We start from the raw sequence: 15,607 nt of genomic DNA on the forward strand, positions 1-15,607 counted from the left end.
GAAAAGCGAACGCGCTCCTGGGCCTTCCTCCGGTGCGCGCTGTCCCGCTGCGGATTGCCCCGGCTCCTACCATCGTGCACAGTGGTGGGACAAAAGACCGGGGGGTAAGCCAAGTTGACGGATCATCAGACTCTGCTGTCCGGTGCCGGAAGGATCGTCGGGACGGCCGTATGACCGCTCCGCCGCCCCCGTCCCGGCAGGTATTCCGGCCGCCCGGGCGCCCCCGGTACGTCAGGACCGTGCCGGAGCGGCCGCGGCGCCGACGCCGCCCGTGGCGTTCGGACCGGCCGTGGCCCTGGAGCGGACGGGCCCGGGTGGTGATCGTGCTCTGCGGCCTGGCGGTCGTGCTGGGCGGACTCGCCTGGGGCCTCCACCTGCGGAGCGACGCGATCGGCGATCTGACCGCCCCGCCGTGCGCCCCCGGGCTCACCGCCGGGGCCGCCCGGGAGGCCGACTGCGTCGTGACGGAGACCGGCCTGGTCGCGGACCGGAGGCACGCCCCCGCCGTCTCCTCCGACGACGGCGACATCCGGACGCTGACGGTCTCCCGGGGAGCGGCCCGCACGGACCACCAGGTCGACGAAGCGTTCTACGCGTCGGTCCGGACCGGCGACACCGTGGACGTCAAGAGCTGGAAGGGCGAAGTCTCCCGGCTCGAACACGCCGGCCACTCGTACCGGGTCAGGTCGCCCTTCACCGTGGTCGGCGCCCTGGCCCTGCTGGTGGTGACCTCGGGGATCGTGCTCACGGTGGCGACGCTGAAGCGGGCGGGAGCGGGGCGGACGGCGTTCGCCCTGCTGTGGTTCTCGCTCTGGGAGGGCCCCCCGCTCCTGGGACTGCTCGGCAGCACCTCCCCGTGGGCCCTGCTCCTCCTGCTGTGGGCGGCCGTCGGCGTCCTCGGCCTGGCCGCGCTCTGAGGTCGTCGCACCTGCGGCTCGACCGGCTGCTCAACCGGCTGCTCGAACGGGCGGTCGACGGCCCGGCTCCGGGGGCCCGGTCGAGCGGTCGTGGGAGCGGGGGCCCGGTCCCGGGCCGGGAGGGCCGGCCCGCAGAACGGCCCCGGCCGTCGCTCCCGACCGGTACCTTCTGGGCAGGGGACGGACGAAGTGGGGTGGGCAGTGGACGCGTTGGGGCCGGGCGACCCGCGGCGGGTCGGCGAGTACCGGCTGCTGCGGCGGCTGGGTGCGGGCGGCATGGGCGAGGTCTACCTCGGCCGCAGCCCGGGCGGGCGGACCGTGGCGGTCAAACTGGTCCGCGGCGAGTACGCGGCCGACCGGGAGTTCCGCGACCGCTTCCGCCAGGAGGTGGCCGCGGCCCGCCGGGTCGGCGGGCAGTGGACGGCGCCGGTGCTGGACGCCGACACCGAGGGCGAGCACCCCTGGGTCGCCACCGGGTACGTCGCCGGGCCGCCGCTGAGCGAGGCGGTCCGCGAGTTCGGCCCGCTGCCCTCGGCGGTCGTCCGGGCGCTCGGCGCGGGGCTGGCCGAGACGCTGGCGCACGTCCACGGCATGGACCTGGTCCACCGGGACATCAAACCGTCCAACATCCTGCTCGCCCTGGACGGGCCGCGCCTGATCGACTTCGGCATCGCCCGCGCGCTGGACGCCTCCACCGCCCTCACCCGCTCGGGGTACGTGGTCGGCTCGCCGGGCTTCATGTCCCCGGAGCAGGCCGGCGGCCACCAGGCCGGACCGCCGGGCGACGTCTTCTCGCTCGGCGCGGTGCTCGCCTTCGCCGCCACCGGGACCGCCCCGTTCGGCGAGGGCGTGAGCGCGGCCGTGCTGCTCTACCGGGTGCTGCACGAGGCGCCCGACCTCGGCGGGCTGGACGGCGCGCTGCGCGCGGTGATCCAGGACTGCCTCGCCAAGGAGCCGGCGGACCGGCCCGACCCCGCCGAGCTGCGCCGCCGGCTGACCACCGCCGGCCCCGGCACGGTCCGGCTCGGCCAGCGCGGCTGGCTGCCCACGGCCGTCTCCGAGTCGGTCGGCCGGCTCGCCGTCGAACTCCTCGCCCTGGACGCCGAGCCCGCCGACGCCGTCCCCGCGCACCCGCCGACCGTCACCGACGGCACCGCGCCCGCCGAACAGCCGCCGGGCGAACGGACGCCCACCGAACGGACGGCGGGCGAACAACCGTCGGGCGAAAGGCCGTTGGTGCTCGGCACGCCGACCGCATCGCCCGCGCCGACCGGCCCGGGCGGCCGCCGGGTCCTGCCGATCGTCCTCGCCGCGGCCGTCGCGGTGGCCGCGACCGCCGGCGGGGTCGCGCTCTGGCTCACCCGCGGCACCGGCACCCCCACCGCCGACGGCGGGCACACCGCCGCCGCGCCGCCGACCTCCCCCAGCCCGTCGCCCTCACCGCCCCCGGGCCCCTCGCCCTCACCGTCCCCGACCAGTCTGGTCCCGGCCGCCTTCCTGGGCGTCTGGCAGGGCGACGTCCGCCAGGTCGAGCAGGACGCCCGGGGCAAGTACCGGATCCAGTTCTCCCCCGGCAACCCCGGCGCCAACGTCGGCCGCGCCTCCACCACGTGGGAGAGCACCGGCGTCCCCTGCGGCGCCGTGGACGAGCTCGCCTCGGTCAGCGGCAACACGGTCACCGTCCTGGAGACCACCATCTCGGTCGGCGCGAGCTGCGCCGGCGACGTGGCGCTGAAGGTCGTCTTCACCCTCACCGACGACGGCCACCTGATCGCCCAGCAGGACGGGTTCGAGGACGTCCACCTCTCCCGCCAGCAGTGACCGCCGGGGGGCGGCCTCAGGACCACCGGGGTGGAGCGGGCCGGTCACCAGGGGACGACGCCGTCGTCCTCGAAGAAGCAGCCGGTCGGGCCGTCGTCGGGGAGGGTGGCGAGCCGGATCGGGGTGGCCGCGCCCTGGGCGGGGGTGCGGGGGCCGTGGAAGCCGGTGAAGTCGGTGGCCACCAGGCCCGGGCAGGCGGCGTTGATCAGGACACCGGTGCCGGCGAGCTGCCGGGCGTACTGCAGGGTGAGGGCGTTGAGGCAGCTCTTCGAGGGCGCGTAGGCCGCCATGACGGGGCCGACCTCGGTGTCCGGGTCGGCCTGCCGGGCCAGCGAGCCGACGCTGCTGGAGACGTTGACGATGCGCGGGGCGGCGGAGCGCCGCAGCAGCGGCAGCATCGCGTTGGTCACCCGGACGACGCCGAGCACGTTGGTGTCCAGGACGGCGCGGACCTCGTCCAGGTCGAGCGCGGTCGGGTCCTGGAGCCAGCCGGGGCCCGTCGCGCCGGAGATGCCGGCGTTGTTGACCAGGGCGTCCAGGCGGCCGGCCAGGCGTTCGACGAGTTCGGCGGCGGCGGTGACACTGCGGTCGTCGGTCACGTCCAGCGGGACGGCGAAGGCGTCCACGCCGGCGGCGCGCAGCGCGGTGACGGCGGCCTCGCCCCGGGCCGCGTCGCGGGCGCCCACGCCGACGCGGTGGCCGAGGCGGCCCAGTCCGGCCGCGATCTCGTAGCCGATGCCCTTGTTCGCGCCGGTCACCAGCGCGACCCTGGTCTCCCTCGCGCCGGCCCCGGTTGCGCTCAAGCCCGCCTTCGTCTCGCCCGCGCCGGCCTTCGTCCCGCTCGTGCCGGCCTTCGTCCCGCTCGTGTCGATCTTCGTTTCGCTCATGCCGATCATGCTGGCGCGCGGACGGGCGGTGCGGCCAACACCGGTACGGTGCACTGTGATACCCGGCGGGTATCACCGCGTATGCTGCCGGGCGTGGACACCTTGGAGACCCGTGAGCTGAGGTACTTCGTGGCGGTGGCCGAGGAGCTGCACTTCGGGCGGGCCGCCGAGCGCCTGGGCATGGCGCAGCCGCCGCTGTCCCGGGCCGTCCAGCAGCTCGAACGGCGCCTGGGGGTACGGCTGTTGGAGCGCAACCGGCGCGGTGTCCGGCTGACCGGCGCCGGCGAGGTGCTGCTGCACGAAGGGCGGGCGGCCCTCGACGCGACGGCCGCCGCCGTCCGCCGCACCCGGCGGGCCGGGGGCGCCGACCGGCCCGGCGGCCCCGGCGGCCCCGACGGCTCCGGCGCTTCCCGGGAGCGGCTGGTGCTCGCGGTGAAGGCCGCCGCCGCGCACGAGCTGCTGCGCGCGCTCCTGGACGCCCACGCGGCCGAGCCCGGCGCCGCCGAGGTCGAGGTGCTGCTGTGCGGGCTGTGCGAGCAGGAGGAGGCGCTGCGCGACGGGCGGGCCGACGTCGCGCTGATGCACACGCCGTGGAACTCGCTCGCCGGGTTCGACAGCGAGCCGCTGGTGACGGAGGGCCAGGTCGCCCTGCTGCCGGCCGGGCACCCGCTGGCCGCCCGCGCCGCGCTGTCGCTGGCGGAGGTCCGGGACGTGCCCGGCCTGCCACTGGCCCGCTGGCCCGCCCGCGGCGTCTTCCCGCCCGGCCCGGGGCCGGAGATCCACCACCAGACGCAGCTGGCCCAGCTGGTCGCCCTCGGGCGCACGGTGGCGGTGGTCCCGGAGTCCGCCCGCTCCTGGCTGTGGGCCGAGCACGCGGCCGTCCCGCTGACCGACGCGCCCCCGGTGGTGACCCACCTGGTGTGGCCGGCGCACAGCCGCTCGCTCGCCCTGGCCGGCCTGGTCGGCACCGCCACCCGGATTTTCCCGGCCTGAGCAGGCCCCCGACCTGCGCCCGGAGCCGGGGCGCGCGGGCGTCCCGGGCCGGGTGGGCGCGGGTCGCGTCCCGGCCGCATTAGGGTGGGCATCTCCCCCGTCGCCGTCCCGTCCCCGCCCCCGTCCGCGTCCCCTGTCCGCGTCCTCGTGCAAGGAGCCCGCCCCGTGTCCGACAGCTTCGCCCACCTGCACGTCCACACCGAGTACTCGATGCTGGACGGCGCCGCGAAGAACGGGAAGCTGTTCGGGGAGGCGGAGAGACAGGGCATGCCCGCCATCGCGATGAGCGACCACGGCAACATGTTCGGCGCGTACGAGTTCTTCCACGCGGCGGCGAAGACCGCGGTGAAGCCGATCATCGGCATCGAGGCGTACGTCGCCCCGGGCTCGCGGTTCCTGAAGAAGCAGGTGTTCTGGTCGCCGGGCGGGCAGCGTCCGACCGGTGCGGACGCCGAGGGCGGCAAGGACGTCTCCGGCGGCGGCCGCTACACCCACATGACGATGTGGGCGCAGAACGCGACGGGGTTGCGCAACCTGTTCAAGCTCTCCTCGCTGGCGTCGATGGAGGGCTACTACATGAAGCCCCGGATGGACCGGGAGCTGATCGCCGCCAACGCCACCGGCATCATCGCCACCACCGGGTGCCCGTCCGGCGAGGTGCAGACCCGGCTGCGGCTGGGCCAGTACGAGGAGGCGGTGAAGGCCGCCGGCGCGTACCAGGACATCTTCGGCAAGGAGAACTACTTCCTCGAACTGATGGACCACGGCCTGTCCATCGAGCAGGACGTCCGGGCCGATCTGCTGCGCCTGGCCAAGCAGTTGAACATCCCGCTGCTGGCCACCAACGACTCGCACTACGTGACGGCCGACCAGGCGGACGCGCACGACAGCCTGCTCTGCGTCGGCGTGGGCAAGAACAAGGACGACCCGAACCGGTTCAAGTTCAACGGCTCGGGCTACTACGTGAAGACCGCCGAGGAGATGCGCGAGCTGTTCCGCGACCTCCCCGAGGCGTGCGACAACACGCTGGCGATCGCCGAGCGGATCGAGTCGTACGAGGAGGTGTTCACCTACGTCGACCGGATGCCGCAGTTCGACGTGCCCGAGGGCGAGACCCAGGCGTCCTTCCTGCGCAAGAAGATCGCCGCGGGCCTCCAGCACCGCTACGGCGACAACCCGAGCCAGGAGGTGCTGGACCGGGTCGAGCTGGAGATGGGCGTGATCACCCCGATGGGGTTCGACGCCTACTTCCTCGTGGTCGCCGACATCTGCCAGTACGGGCGCGACAACGGCATCCCGGTCGGCCCGGGCCGCGGTTCGGCGGCCGGTTCGATGGTCGCCTACCTGACCGGCATCACCCAGCTCGACCCGCTGGAGCACGACCTGCTGTTCGAGCGCTTCCTCAACCCGGAGCGGATCAACCCGCCGGACGTCGACATCGACTTCGACGACCGCCAGCGCGACCAGATGGTGCGCTACGTCACCGACAAGTACGGTTCCGCGTACACCGCGCAGGTCAACACCTTCGGCACCATCAAGGCGAAGGCCGCCGTCAAGGACGCCAACCGCATCCTCGGCTACCCGTTCTCGATGGGCGACCGGATCACCAAGGCGATGCCGCCGGACGTGATGGGCAAGGGCGTGCCGCTGGCCGACCTGTTCAACGAGAAGCACCCCCGGTACAACGAGGGCGCCGAGATCCGCGCGCTGTACGCGAACGAGCCGGACGTCAAGAAGATCATCGACACCGGCCTCGGCATCGAGGGCCTGATCCGCGGCACCGGCGTGCACGCGGCCGCGGTGATCCTCTCCTCGACGCCGCTGCTCGACCTGATCCCGCTGCACATGCGGGACAAGGACGGCACCATCATCACCGGCTTCGACTACCCGTCGTGCGAAGCCATGGGCCTGATCAAGATGGACTTCCTGGGTCTGCGGAACCTGGGCATCATCGACCACTGCATCAAGATCGTGAAGGCCAACCGGGGCATCGACGTCGACATCGAGAACATCCCGATCGACGACCCCACCACGTACCAACTGCTCGCCCGCGGCGACACCCTGGGCGTGTTCCAGCTCGACGGCGGCCCGATGCGCGCCCTGCTCAAGCTGATGAAGCCCACCGAGTTCGCCGACATCTCCGCCGTCTCGGCGCTGTACCGGCCCGGCCCGATGGGCATGAACTCGCACACCAACTACGCGCTGCGCAAGAACGCCCAGCAGGAGATCATCCCGATCCACCCGGAGCTGGAGGAGCCGCTCAAGGAGGTCCTCGGCCCCACCTACGGCCTGATCGTCTACCAGGAGCAGGTGCAGCGCGCCGCCCAGGTGCTGGCCGGCTACTCGCTCGGCCAGGCCGACCTGCTGCGCCGCGCGATGGGCAAGAAGAAGAAGGAGGTGCTGGAGAAGGAGTTCGTGCCGTTCCACGCGGGCTGCAAGGAGCGCGGCTACTCGGACGAGGCGATCCAGGCGGTCTGGGACGTGCTGGTCCCGTTCGCCGGCTACGCCTTCAACAAGTCGCACTCCGCCGCGTACGGCCTGGTCTCCTACCAGACCGCCTACCTGAAGGCGAACTACCCCGCCGAGTACATGGCCGCGCTGCTCACCTCGGTCGCCGACGACAAGGACAAGATGGCGGTCTACCTGGCCGAGTGCCGGGCGATGGGCATCCGCATCCTCTCCCCCGACGTCAACGAGTCCGTCGTCGACTTCACCGCCGTCGGCAGCGACGTCCGGTTCGGCCTGAAGGCGGTCCGCAACGTCGGCGTGCCGGTGATCGAGTCGCTGGTCGCCACCCGGGAGGCGAAGGGCAAGTACACCTCGTTCGCCGACTTCCTGGACAAGGTCGAACTGGTGGTCTGCAACAAGCGGACCGTCGACTCGCTGGTCAAGGCCGGGGCCTTCGACTCGCTCGGGCACACCCGGCTCTCGCTCAGCACCGTCCACGAGAGCGCGATCGACGCCGTCACCGGCGTGAAGAAGCAGCAGGCGATCGGCCAGGACGACCTGTTCGCGATGCTCGGCGGCGACGACACGCCCGCGATCGGCCTGGACTTCCAGCTCACCGACCGTGAGTGGCCGCGCAAGCAACTCCTGGGCCTGGAACGGGAGATGCTCGGCCTCTACGTCTCCAGCCACCCGCTGGACGGCGCCGAGCACATCCTCGCCAAGAACCGCGACCTCTCGCTCGTCGAACTCCTCGGCTCCGGCCGCTCCGAGGGCGAGGTCCGGCTCTCCGGCCTGATCACCGGCATCGACCGCCGGATCAACAAGGCCGGCAACGCCTGGGCGATCATCACCCTCTCCGACCGCGACGCGTCGATCGAGGTGCTGTTCTTCCCCGCCGCCTACCAGCTGATGTCCGCCCTGATGGTGGAGGACAACGTCGTCTCGGTCCGCGGCCGCCTCAACGAGCGCGACGGCTCGCTCAGCATCTTCGGCCAGGAGATCACCACCCTCGACGTCTCCTCCGCCGAACTCGGCACCAAGCCCCCCGTCCAGATCACCGCCCCCGTCGGCCGCCTCACCCCCGAGGTGGTCGCCGAACTCCGCACCACCCTGCTCGCCCACCCCGGCGACGTCCCCGTCCGGCTGCTCGCCACCGGCTGGGACAAGAGCACCCTCTACGAGCTCGGCTTCACCGTGAACCCCGACAACGGCCTCGCCTCCGACATCAAGACCTTCCTCGGCCCGCACTGCTGGCAGGGCACCCTCTGACCCCGTGTCCGGCCGCGCCGCCGCCCCCGCCGACACGCCGGACCGGCGTGGCGGGTTGAGGCGGTGCGGCCGGCGGGTGATGCTGGGAGGCGATGCCTGCGGGCGGCTGCGCCGAAGGGGAATGGGCGGACATGGCGACACGGGTTCCGGGCCGGGCGGCGACCGCGACGGTGGACGGCGGCGGGGCGGTGACGGGCTGGTCGGCCGCCGCCGGGCTGCTGTCGGGGTTGGGCGCGGGCCGGGTACTGGGTCGGCCGGCCTTCGGGCTGCTGGCGGGCGGGGCCCCGATCGGCCTGCTGCGCGCGGTCGTTCGGCGCGAGTCGTTCAGCGGGATGGTCCGGGTGCGCCGGGCCGAGGCGGAGCCGGTCGCGGTGGAGCTGGGCGCGGTCCCGGTCCGGACGGCCCGCGGCGAACTCGGCTGGGTGGTGACCGCCCAGCCGCTCGGCCCGCCGACCGCCGACACCCCGAGCCCGGCCGCCGCCCCCGCCGACACCCTGGCGAGGGCCGCTTCGGCCGGCGCCCCCGACGTCCCGGAGGACCGGGCCCGGCGTCGGCTCGCGCTGCTCGGCGAGGCCGGCCTGCGGATCGGCACCACCCTCGAAGTGCGGCGCACCGCGCAGGAGTTGGCGGACGTCGCGGTCGAGGGTTTCGCGGACTTCGTCGGCGTCGACCTGCTGGACTCGGTGTTCGGCGGCCCGCAGCGCGACGCCGGTCTGGCGTTCTACCGGGCCGGGCAGCGCTCGGTGCTGCCGGGCTGTCCGGAGTCGGCGGTCTCCCCGGGCGACGGCGACCCGATCGCCCCGGACTCGCCGATGGCCCGGGTGCTGGCCTCCGGGCGGCCGCTGCGCGCCGACGGCCGGGACCCGGCGCTCCGGGCCTGGATCGCCCAGGAGCCCGAACGGGCGCGGCTGGCCCAGGAGTTCGGCATCCACTCCGCGCTGCTGGTGCCGCTGACGGCGCGCGGGACGACGCTCGGCGTGGCGATCTTCCTGCGGCACCGCTCGCCGCTGCCGTTCGACGACGACGACCTGCTGCTGGCCACCGAGCTGACGGCGCGGGCCGCGCTGTCCGTCGACAACGCCCGCCAGTACACCCGGCAGCGGGACACCGCGCTGGCGCTGCAGCGGTCGCTGCTGCCGACCCGGACGCCCCGACAGGCCGCCGTCGAGGTGGCGTTCCGCTACCTGCCGGCCGACGACCGGGACGGCCTGGGCGGCGACTGGTTCGACGTCGTCCCGCTCTCCGGCGCCCGGGTCGCCCTGGTGGTGGGCGACGTGGTGGGCCACGGGGTCGCCGCCTCGGCGACCATGGGGCGGCTGCGCACCGCCGTGCGGACGCTCGCCGACATCGACATGCCGCCGGACGAACTCCTCACCCACCTCGACGACCTGGTGCTCCGGGTCGACCTGGACGAGCAGCCCGAGAACGGCGGCGCGGGGGCGGGGAGTGCGGGGGCGGGCGGCGCGGGAGCGGGCAGCGCCTGGGCCGGCGGCGGCGCCTGGGCGAACGGCAGCGTCGGCGCGACCTGCCTGTACGCGGTGTACGACCCGGTCACCCGGTCCTGCGCGCTGGCCCGGGCCGGGCATCCCGGACCGGCCCTGGTCGGGCCGGACGGCACGGTGGACTTCCCCGAGGTGCCGCCCGGGCCGCCGCTGGGGCTCGGCGGGCTGCCGTTCGAGGCGGTCGAGTGGGAGGTCCCGGAGGGCAGCGTGCTGGCGCTGTACACCGACGGCCTGCTGCGCGCCTCCGAGTTGCGCGGCGACCCCGGGCTCGGCCTGGACCGGCTGCGGGCGGCGCTGGCCGCACCGGCGGACTCGCTGGAGGACCTGTGCGACCGGGTGCTGTCCGCCGCCCTCGGCCCGGACGCGCCCGGCGACGACGTGGCCCTGCTACTGGCCCGCACCCGGGCGCTGCCCGCCGGGGACGTCGCCGAGTGGCCGCTGCAACGGGAGGTCGCCGAGGTGTCCCGGGCCCGGAAGCTGGCGACCGCCCAACTCGCCGACTGGGGGCTGGAGGAGGCCGCGTTCGTCACCGAACTGGTGGTCAGCGAGCTGGTCACCAACGCGGTCCGCTACGGCCTGGCCCCGGTCTCGCTGCGGATGATCCGCGACGGCGGGATGCTGACCTGCGAGGTGTCCGACGGCAGCAGCACCGCCCCGCACCTGCGCCGCGCCCGGACGTACGACGAGGGCGGGCGCGGGCTGCTGCTGGTGGCGCAGCTGTGCCGCAACTGGGGCACCCGGCACACCCCGCGCGGCAAGACCATCTGGGCGGAGCAGGCGATCTGACGGTCCGTCAGATGCCTGGAGAACCGTCCAGGGCCTCCCGGAGGGCGTCGCGGAGCCGGCCGCCGTGCCGGGCGAGCAGGGCGGCCGCGGCGGGGGCGTCGACCCCGGCGAGCAGCAGCAGGACGGCGTCCTTGACCCGGCCGCCGGTGGCGTCCAACGCGGCGTCCACGTCCGGGAGTTCGGCGTCGGTGGCGAGGGCGGTGATCCGGCGGGCGCGGGCCCGGAGCTTCTCGTTGGTGGCGCGGACGTCGACCATCAGGTTCCCGTAGGTCTTGCCGAGCCGGACCATGGTGAGCGTCGAGACCATGTTGAGCACCAGCTTCTGCGCGGTGCCGGCCTTCAACCGGGTGGAGCCGGAGAGCAGTTCGGGCCCGGTGACGACCTCGATGCCGTGCTCGGCGGCGGCGGCCAGCGCGGAGCCGGGGTTGTTCGCCAGGCCGACGGTGAGCGCGCCGAGCGCGCGGGCGTGCTCGACGGCGGCGAGCGCGTACGGGGTGCGGCCGGAGGCGGAGATGCCGACCAGGGCGTCGGCGGCGGTCAGCCGCAGCGCGTCCAGGTCGGCGACGGCGGCCCGCCGGTCGTCCTCGGCGTCCTCGACGGCGGCGGTCATCGCGGCGGGGCCGCCCGCGAGCACGCCGATGACCTGCCCGGGGTCGGTGCCGAAGGTGGGCGGGCACTCGCTGGCGTCCAGCACGCCGAGCCGCCCGGCGGTGCCCGCGCCGGCGTACAGCAGCCGCCCGCCGCGGGCCATCCGGTCGGCGATCGCGTCCACGGCGGCGGCGATCTCCGGCAGGCGGGCGGCGACGGCGTCGGCGACGGTCCGGTCCTCGGCGTTCATCAGCCGGGCGAGTTCCAGGGTCGGCAGCAGGTCGATCGCGGCGTGCTCGGGCCGCCGCGCCTCGGTCGCCAGCCCGGCCAGCGCCGCCACCAGCTCCCGGTCGGGCGGCGCGGGCAGCGGGGCCTGCGGGGCCTGCGGGGTCGACGGGTCGGGGACGGGGGCGGGCTGCGGGGTGCTGGTCACGCCCCCGACCTTAGCCCGGCCCCCGCCGCCCCCTGCTCGTGGGAAGGGCTCCCGCCGGGCGGGCGCGGTGTGGTTCGCTGGGGCGGTGCGAGAAGAGCAGACGGTCCGGGTGGTCGCGGGCCGGTACCGGATGGAGCGGCCGCTGGGGTCGGGCGGCCAGGGCACGACCTGGCTGGCGTACGACGTGCGGCTGCGGCGGGAGGTCGTGCTCAAGCAGCTGGACGTCCCGGCCGGGCTGTCGGGGCGGGCGGTCGGGGCGCTGGTGGAGCGGGCGGCGCAGGAGGCGCGGGCGCTCGGCGCGCTCGACCATCCGCACGTGGTCCGGGTGTACGACCAGTTCGCCGACCAGCAGGGCCTGCCGTGGCTGGTGCTGGAGCACGTGCCGGGGCGCCCGCTCGACGAGGTGCTGGCGGCGGGGCCGCTCCCGGTCGCGGAGGCGGCCCGGATCGGCGCGCAGCTCGCCTCGGCGCTGGCCGCCGCGCACGCGGCGGGGGTCGTCCACCGGGACGTCAAGCCGCACAACGTCGTGCTGGCGGCGGAGCGGGCGGTGCTGGTGGACTTCGGCACCGCGACGGTGCCGGACGGGACCGGTCTCAGCTCGACGGTGCCGCTGCTGGCCTCGCCCGCGTTCATGTCGCCGGAGCAGATCGCCACCGGGGCGTCCGCCGAGGCGTCGGACCTGTGGGCGCTGGGCGTGACGCTGTACCGCGCGGTGGAGGGCGTCCTGCCGTTCGCCGCGGCGAGCCACCCGGGGATGCTGCGGGCGATCGAGCGGGGCGACCTGCGGCCGATGCGGCGGGCGGGCGCGTTGGAGCCACTGATCCGGGAGTTGCTGCGGACCGACCCGGCCGGGCGTCCGAGCGCCGAGGTCGCAGCCGCCGCCCTGCGCGCGGCCGCCGGGGAGCCGACCGCCGGGGAAACGTCCTCGGGCGGGCCTGCGGAGGGTACGGCGGAGGGCGCGGCGGCGATCGACGCGCTGCTGCGCCGGGCCTCGGCGGAGCGGGACGGCGGCGACCGGGGCCGGGCCGAGGACCTGTACTGGACGGCGCTGGACCTGGCGATCCGGCGCCACGCCCGGGGGCAGCAGGGCTGGGCCTGGGACGGTCTCGGCTCCTGCCGCTGGCGGGCGGAGGACCACGAGACGGCGGCCCGGTACTTCGGCATGGCCGAGCGGATCGCCGAGGAGACCGACGACCCGCTGCTGCGCACCTGGTGCCTGCACAACCTCGGCCTGTACCGGCACCGGAAGGGCGAACACGCCCGGGGCGCCGACCTGTTGGCGCAGGCGCTGGCCCTGGCGGAGGCGCACCGGTACGCCACCCCGGCCGGCTGGGTGCACTACCAGCTGGCCAAGGTCGCGGCCGAGGGCGGTGACCCGGCCGGGGAGCGCGCGTCCTACGCGGCCGCGGCCCGGGCCGGTCGGGACGCCGGCAACGACTCGCTGGCCGGCTGGAGCCTGGTCCGGCTGGGCGGCTGCGACGAGCGGGCGGGCGACGTCCGGGCGGCGGTCGAGCACTACGCGCTCGCCCGGGAGGCGGGTGGGCGGACGGCCAACCGGTGGCTGGTCCAAGAGGCCGAGGAGGCACTGCGGCGGCTCGGCGACGCGAGCTGACGTTCCGTCAGACTGCTTTCCGGGGAACGGTGTGCGGGAGGCGGACGACCAGGCGGGCGCCGGGGAGCCGGCCCGGGGGTTCGGCGGTGGCGGTGCCGCCGAACCGGTGCGCGATGGTGCGGACCAGGGCGAGGCCGAGGCCCGCGCCGCCGCTGTCCCGGTCGCGGGCGGCGTCCAGGCGGACGAACCGTTCGAAGACCCGTTCGCGGTCGGCGGCGGGGATGCCGGGTCCGTCGTCCTCGACGGTGAGGACGGCCCGGCCGTCCTCGACGGCGAGGGTGACGGCGACCCGGTGGCGGGCGTGCCGGGCGGCGTTGTCGAGCAGGTTGCGCACCAGGCGGGCGGGCAGCACTTCGCGGCCGGGCAGCACCACCTCGCCGAGCCGCCCCTCGAAGGTCAACTCCGGGTCGGTGTGGGCGCGTTCGGCGAGCTGTTCGGCGATCAGGTCGTGCAGGTCCACGCCGCCGCCGGAACCGCCCGGGTGTCCGGTGTCCTGCTCGACCCGGGCGAGCAGCAGCAGGTCGTCGGCGAGGTCCTGGAGCCGCTGGGTGTCGGTGAGCGCCCCGGCGACCACGCCGGGCCAGTCGGCGGCGGCGGGGTGGGTGAGCGGCACTTCGAGCGAGTTGCGCAGCGCGGCGAGCGGGCTGCGCAGTTCGTGCGAGGCGTCGGCGACCAGGCGGCGCTGTTCGTCCAGGGCGTGCTGGAGCCGGTCCAGGGTGTCGTTGGTGGTGCGGGCGAGCCGGTGGACGCCGTCGCGGGCCCGGGGCACGGGGACGCGTTCGTGGAAGGCGCCGTCCCGGACGGCGGCCATCTGGCGGCGGATCGACTCGACGGGGCGCAGCGCGAGTCCGGTGGCGAGCCAGGCGATCAGGGCGACGAACAGCGAGGCGGCGGGGGCGGCGTACTGGAGCAGCAGGCGGGTGACGGTGCTGCCGGTGCGGGCGGCGGTGAGCGGGTCGATCAGGACGTAGACGGTGAGCTGCTGGTCGGGCAGGTTCGGCCGGACGAACCCGCCGTTGCGGAACCCGTCGGCGTACCGGGCGAGTTGCTCGCCGGTCAGCTGCTGGGTGAGGGTCCGCACGAAGCGGTAGGGGCCGGGGCCGAGTTCGGCGAGCTGGTGGTTCGGGGGGTGCCCCTCGGGGTAGCGGACGGTGACGATGTCGTTCCCGAGCGACAGCGATCCCTCCTCGCCGGCCTGGTCGGGCCGGACCGGCGGCAGCCGCAGCGAAGGGTCCCAGGTGCGCGGGTCGGCGAGGTTGGCGGAGCGGAGCCACTGCCCGTCCTCGGTGGCCACGGCGTAGGAGATGCCCTGGTACTGCTCGTCGGGGGCGTCGGGGACCTTCGAGGTGACGTTCTCCATGGCGGTCCAGGCCCGCTCCAGGGCGACCCGGTCGAGCCGGCCGCGGACGGCGGCGCCGATCAGGGGCGCGGCGACGGCGAAGGCCAGCGCGGAGGCGAGCAGGGCGGCGAGCGCGGCGCGGGCCCGGATGCCGGGGGCGGGCCACCGGGGCCACCGGCGCCACCGGAAACGGCGGGGGCGGGGGCGGGGGCGGTCAGCGGGCATCGGGGGCCAGCCGGTAGCCGATGCCGCGGACGGTCTCGATCCGGGCGTGCGCGCCGGCCCGGTCGAGCTTGCGGCGCAGCGCGGCGACGTACACCTCGACGATGTTGATGTCGCCGCGGAAGGCGGAGTCCCAGACGGCGTCCAGGATGTCGCCCTTCGGGACGGCCTGGTCGGGGCGGCGCAGCAGGCACTCCAGGACGCCGAACTCCTTGACGGTGAGCCGCAGTTCGGTGCCGTCGACGGTGCAGCGGCGGGCGGCGGGGTCGATCCGCAGGTCGGCGGTGGCGAGGACGGCGGGGCGGCCGGCCGCGCCGCGCCGGAGCAGGGCGCGCAGCCGGGCGGTGAGCACCACGTAGGAGAACGGTTTGGCCAGGAAGTCGTCGGCGCCGCAGTCCAGGGCCTCGGCCTCGTCGTATTCGCCGTTCTTGGCGGTGAGCATCAGGATCGGGACGGAATTCTCCTCGGTGCGCAGCTGCCGGCAGATCCGGAAGCCGTTGAGGCCGGGCAGCATGAGGTCGAGCACCAGCAGGTCGTAGTGGCCGGAGCGGGCCAGTTCGAGCCCGGTGAGGCCGTCGGCGGCCACGTCGACGGCGTAGCCCTCGGCCCGCAGCCCCTGGCCGAGCGAGCGGGCCAGGCTTTCTTCGTCCTCGACCACGAGTAGGCGCACCGGACGAGGATAGGGCCTTTTCCGACGGCGGGAGAATCCCCTGGGCGTTGTGCCGGTTTTATCCGGGCTGAAGAAATCCTCAGGTTCTTTCAGAAGCGTTTCAGGGGCATTTTCCTAGCG

General features: G+C 74.9%; 10 protein-coding genes. 6 read left to right on the plus strand and 4 right to left on the minus strand.

Annotated elements, in window-relative coordinates:
- Nucleotides 1–314: 314 nt before the first annotated feature.
- Nucleotides 315–917, plus strand: a complete 603-nt coding sequence (locus tag ACIOHG_RS14350) for a hypothetical protein (protein ID WP_400949645.1) — start codon at nucleotides 315–317, stop codon at nucleotides 915–917.
- Between the two features lie 189 nt (nucleotides 918–1,106).
- Complete coding sequence (locus ACIOHG_RS14355; RefSeq protein WP_400949647.1) at nucleotides 1,107–2,738, plus strand: protein kinase; 1,632 nt, start codon at nucleotides 1,107–1,109, stop codon at nucleotides 2,736–2,738.
- A gap of 44 nt (nucleotides 2,739–2,782) precedes the next feature.
- On the opposite strand, the gene ACIOHG_RS14360 is transcribed toward ACIOHG_RS14355, so the two are convergent.
- Entirely contained in the window at nucleotides 2,783–3,625 is an 843-nt protein-coding gene (locus ACIOHG_RS14360) for an SDR family oxidoreductase (RefSeq protein WP_400949649.1), read from the minus strand.
- 93 nt (nucleotides 3,626–3,718) lie between these two features.
- Here ACIOHG_RS14360 and ACIOHG_RS14365 point away from each other — a divergent pair, with 93 nt between their 5' ends.
- From ACIOHG_RS14365 to ACIOHG_RS14375, 3 genes are all read left to right on the plus strand, one after another.
- Nucleotides 3,719–4,618, plus strand: a complete 900-nt coding sequence (locus ACIOHG_RS14365) for a LysR family transcriptional regulator (RefSeq protein WP_400949651.1) — start codon at nucleotides 3,719–3,721, stop codon at nucleotides 4,616–4,618.
- A 165-nt stretch (nucleotides 4,619–4,783) separates the two neighbouring features.
- On the plus strand, nucleotides 4,784–8,335 hold the full coding sequence (dnaE, locus tag ACIOHG_RS14370; protein ID WP_400949654.1) for a DNA polymerase III subunit alpha: 3,552 nt from the start codon (nucleotides 4,784–4,786) through the stop codon (nucleotides 8,333–8,335).
- A gap of 131 nt (nucleotides 8,336–8,466) precedes the next feature.
- On the plus strand, nucleotides 8,467–10,623 hold the full coding sequence (locus ACIOHG_RS14375; protein WP_400949656.1) for a SpoIIE family protein phosphatase: 2,157 nt from the start codon (nucleotides 8,467–8,469) through the stop codon (nucleotides 10,621–10,623).
- 7 nt (nucleotides 10,624–10,630) lie between these two features.
- On the opposite strand, the gene murQ is transcribed toward ACIOHG_RS14375, so the two are convergent.
- Nucleotides 10,631–11,578, minus strand: a complete 948-nt coding sequence (gene murQ / locus ACIOHG_RS14380; RefSeq protein ID WP_400949961.1) for an N-acetylmuramic acid 6-phosphate etherase — start codon at nucleotides 11,576–11,578, stop codon at nucleotides 10,631–10,633.
- A gap of 151 nt (nucleotides 11,579–11,729) precedes the next feature.
- Here murQ and ACIOHG_RS14385 point away from each other — a divergent pair, with 151 nt between their 5' ends.
- Nucleotides 11,730–13,256 carry a serine/threonine-protein kinase gene (locus ACIOHG_RS14385; protein WP_400949659.1) on the plus strand — a complete coding sequence of 509 codons (1,527 nt, stop codon included), beginning with the start codon at nucleotides 11,730–11,732 and terminating at the stop codon, nucleotides 13,254–13,256.
- Nucleotides 13,257–13,263: 7 nt separating this feature from the next.
- On the opposite strand, the gene ACIOHG_RS14390 is transcribed toward ACIOHG_RS14385, so the two are convergent.
- Nucleotides 13,264–14,820 (minus strand): sensor histidine kinase, encoded by a 1,557-nt coding sequence (locus ACIOHG_RS14390; protein ID WP_400949662.1) that lies wholly within the window; start codon nucleotides 14,818–14,820, stop codon nucleotides 13,264–13,266.
- A complete protein-coding gene (locus ACIOHG_RS14395) occupies nucleotides 14,810–15,487 on the minus strand; it encodes a response regulator transcription factor (RefSeq protein WP_400949664.1) in 678 nt (225 codons plus the stop codon). The genes ACIOHG_RS14390 and ACIOHG_RS14395 overlap by 11 nt, the downstream gene beginning before the upstream one ends.
- Between the last annotated feature and the right edge of the window lie 120 nt (nucleotides 15,488–15,607).

The sequence above is a fragment of the Kitasatospora sp. NPDC088134 genome (assembly GCF_044741705.1).
In the GTDB taxonomy this organism is placed as follows: Bacteria; Actinomycetota; Actinomycetes; order Streptomycetales; family Streptomycetaceae; genus Kitasatospora.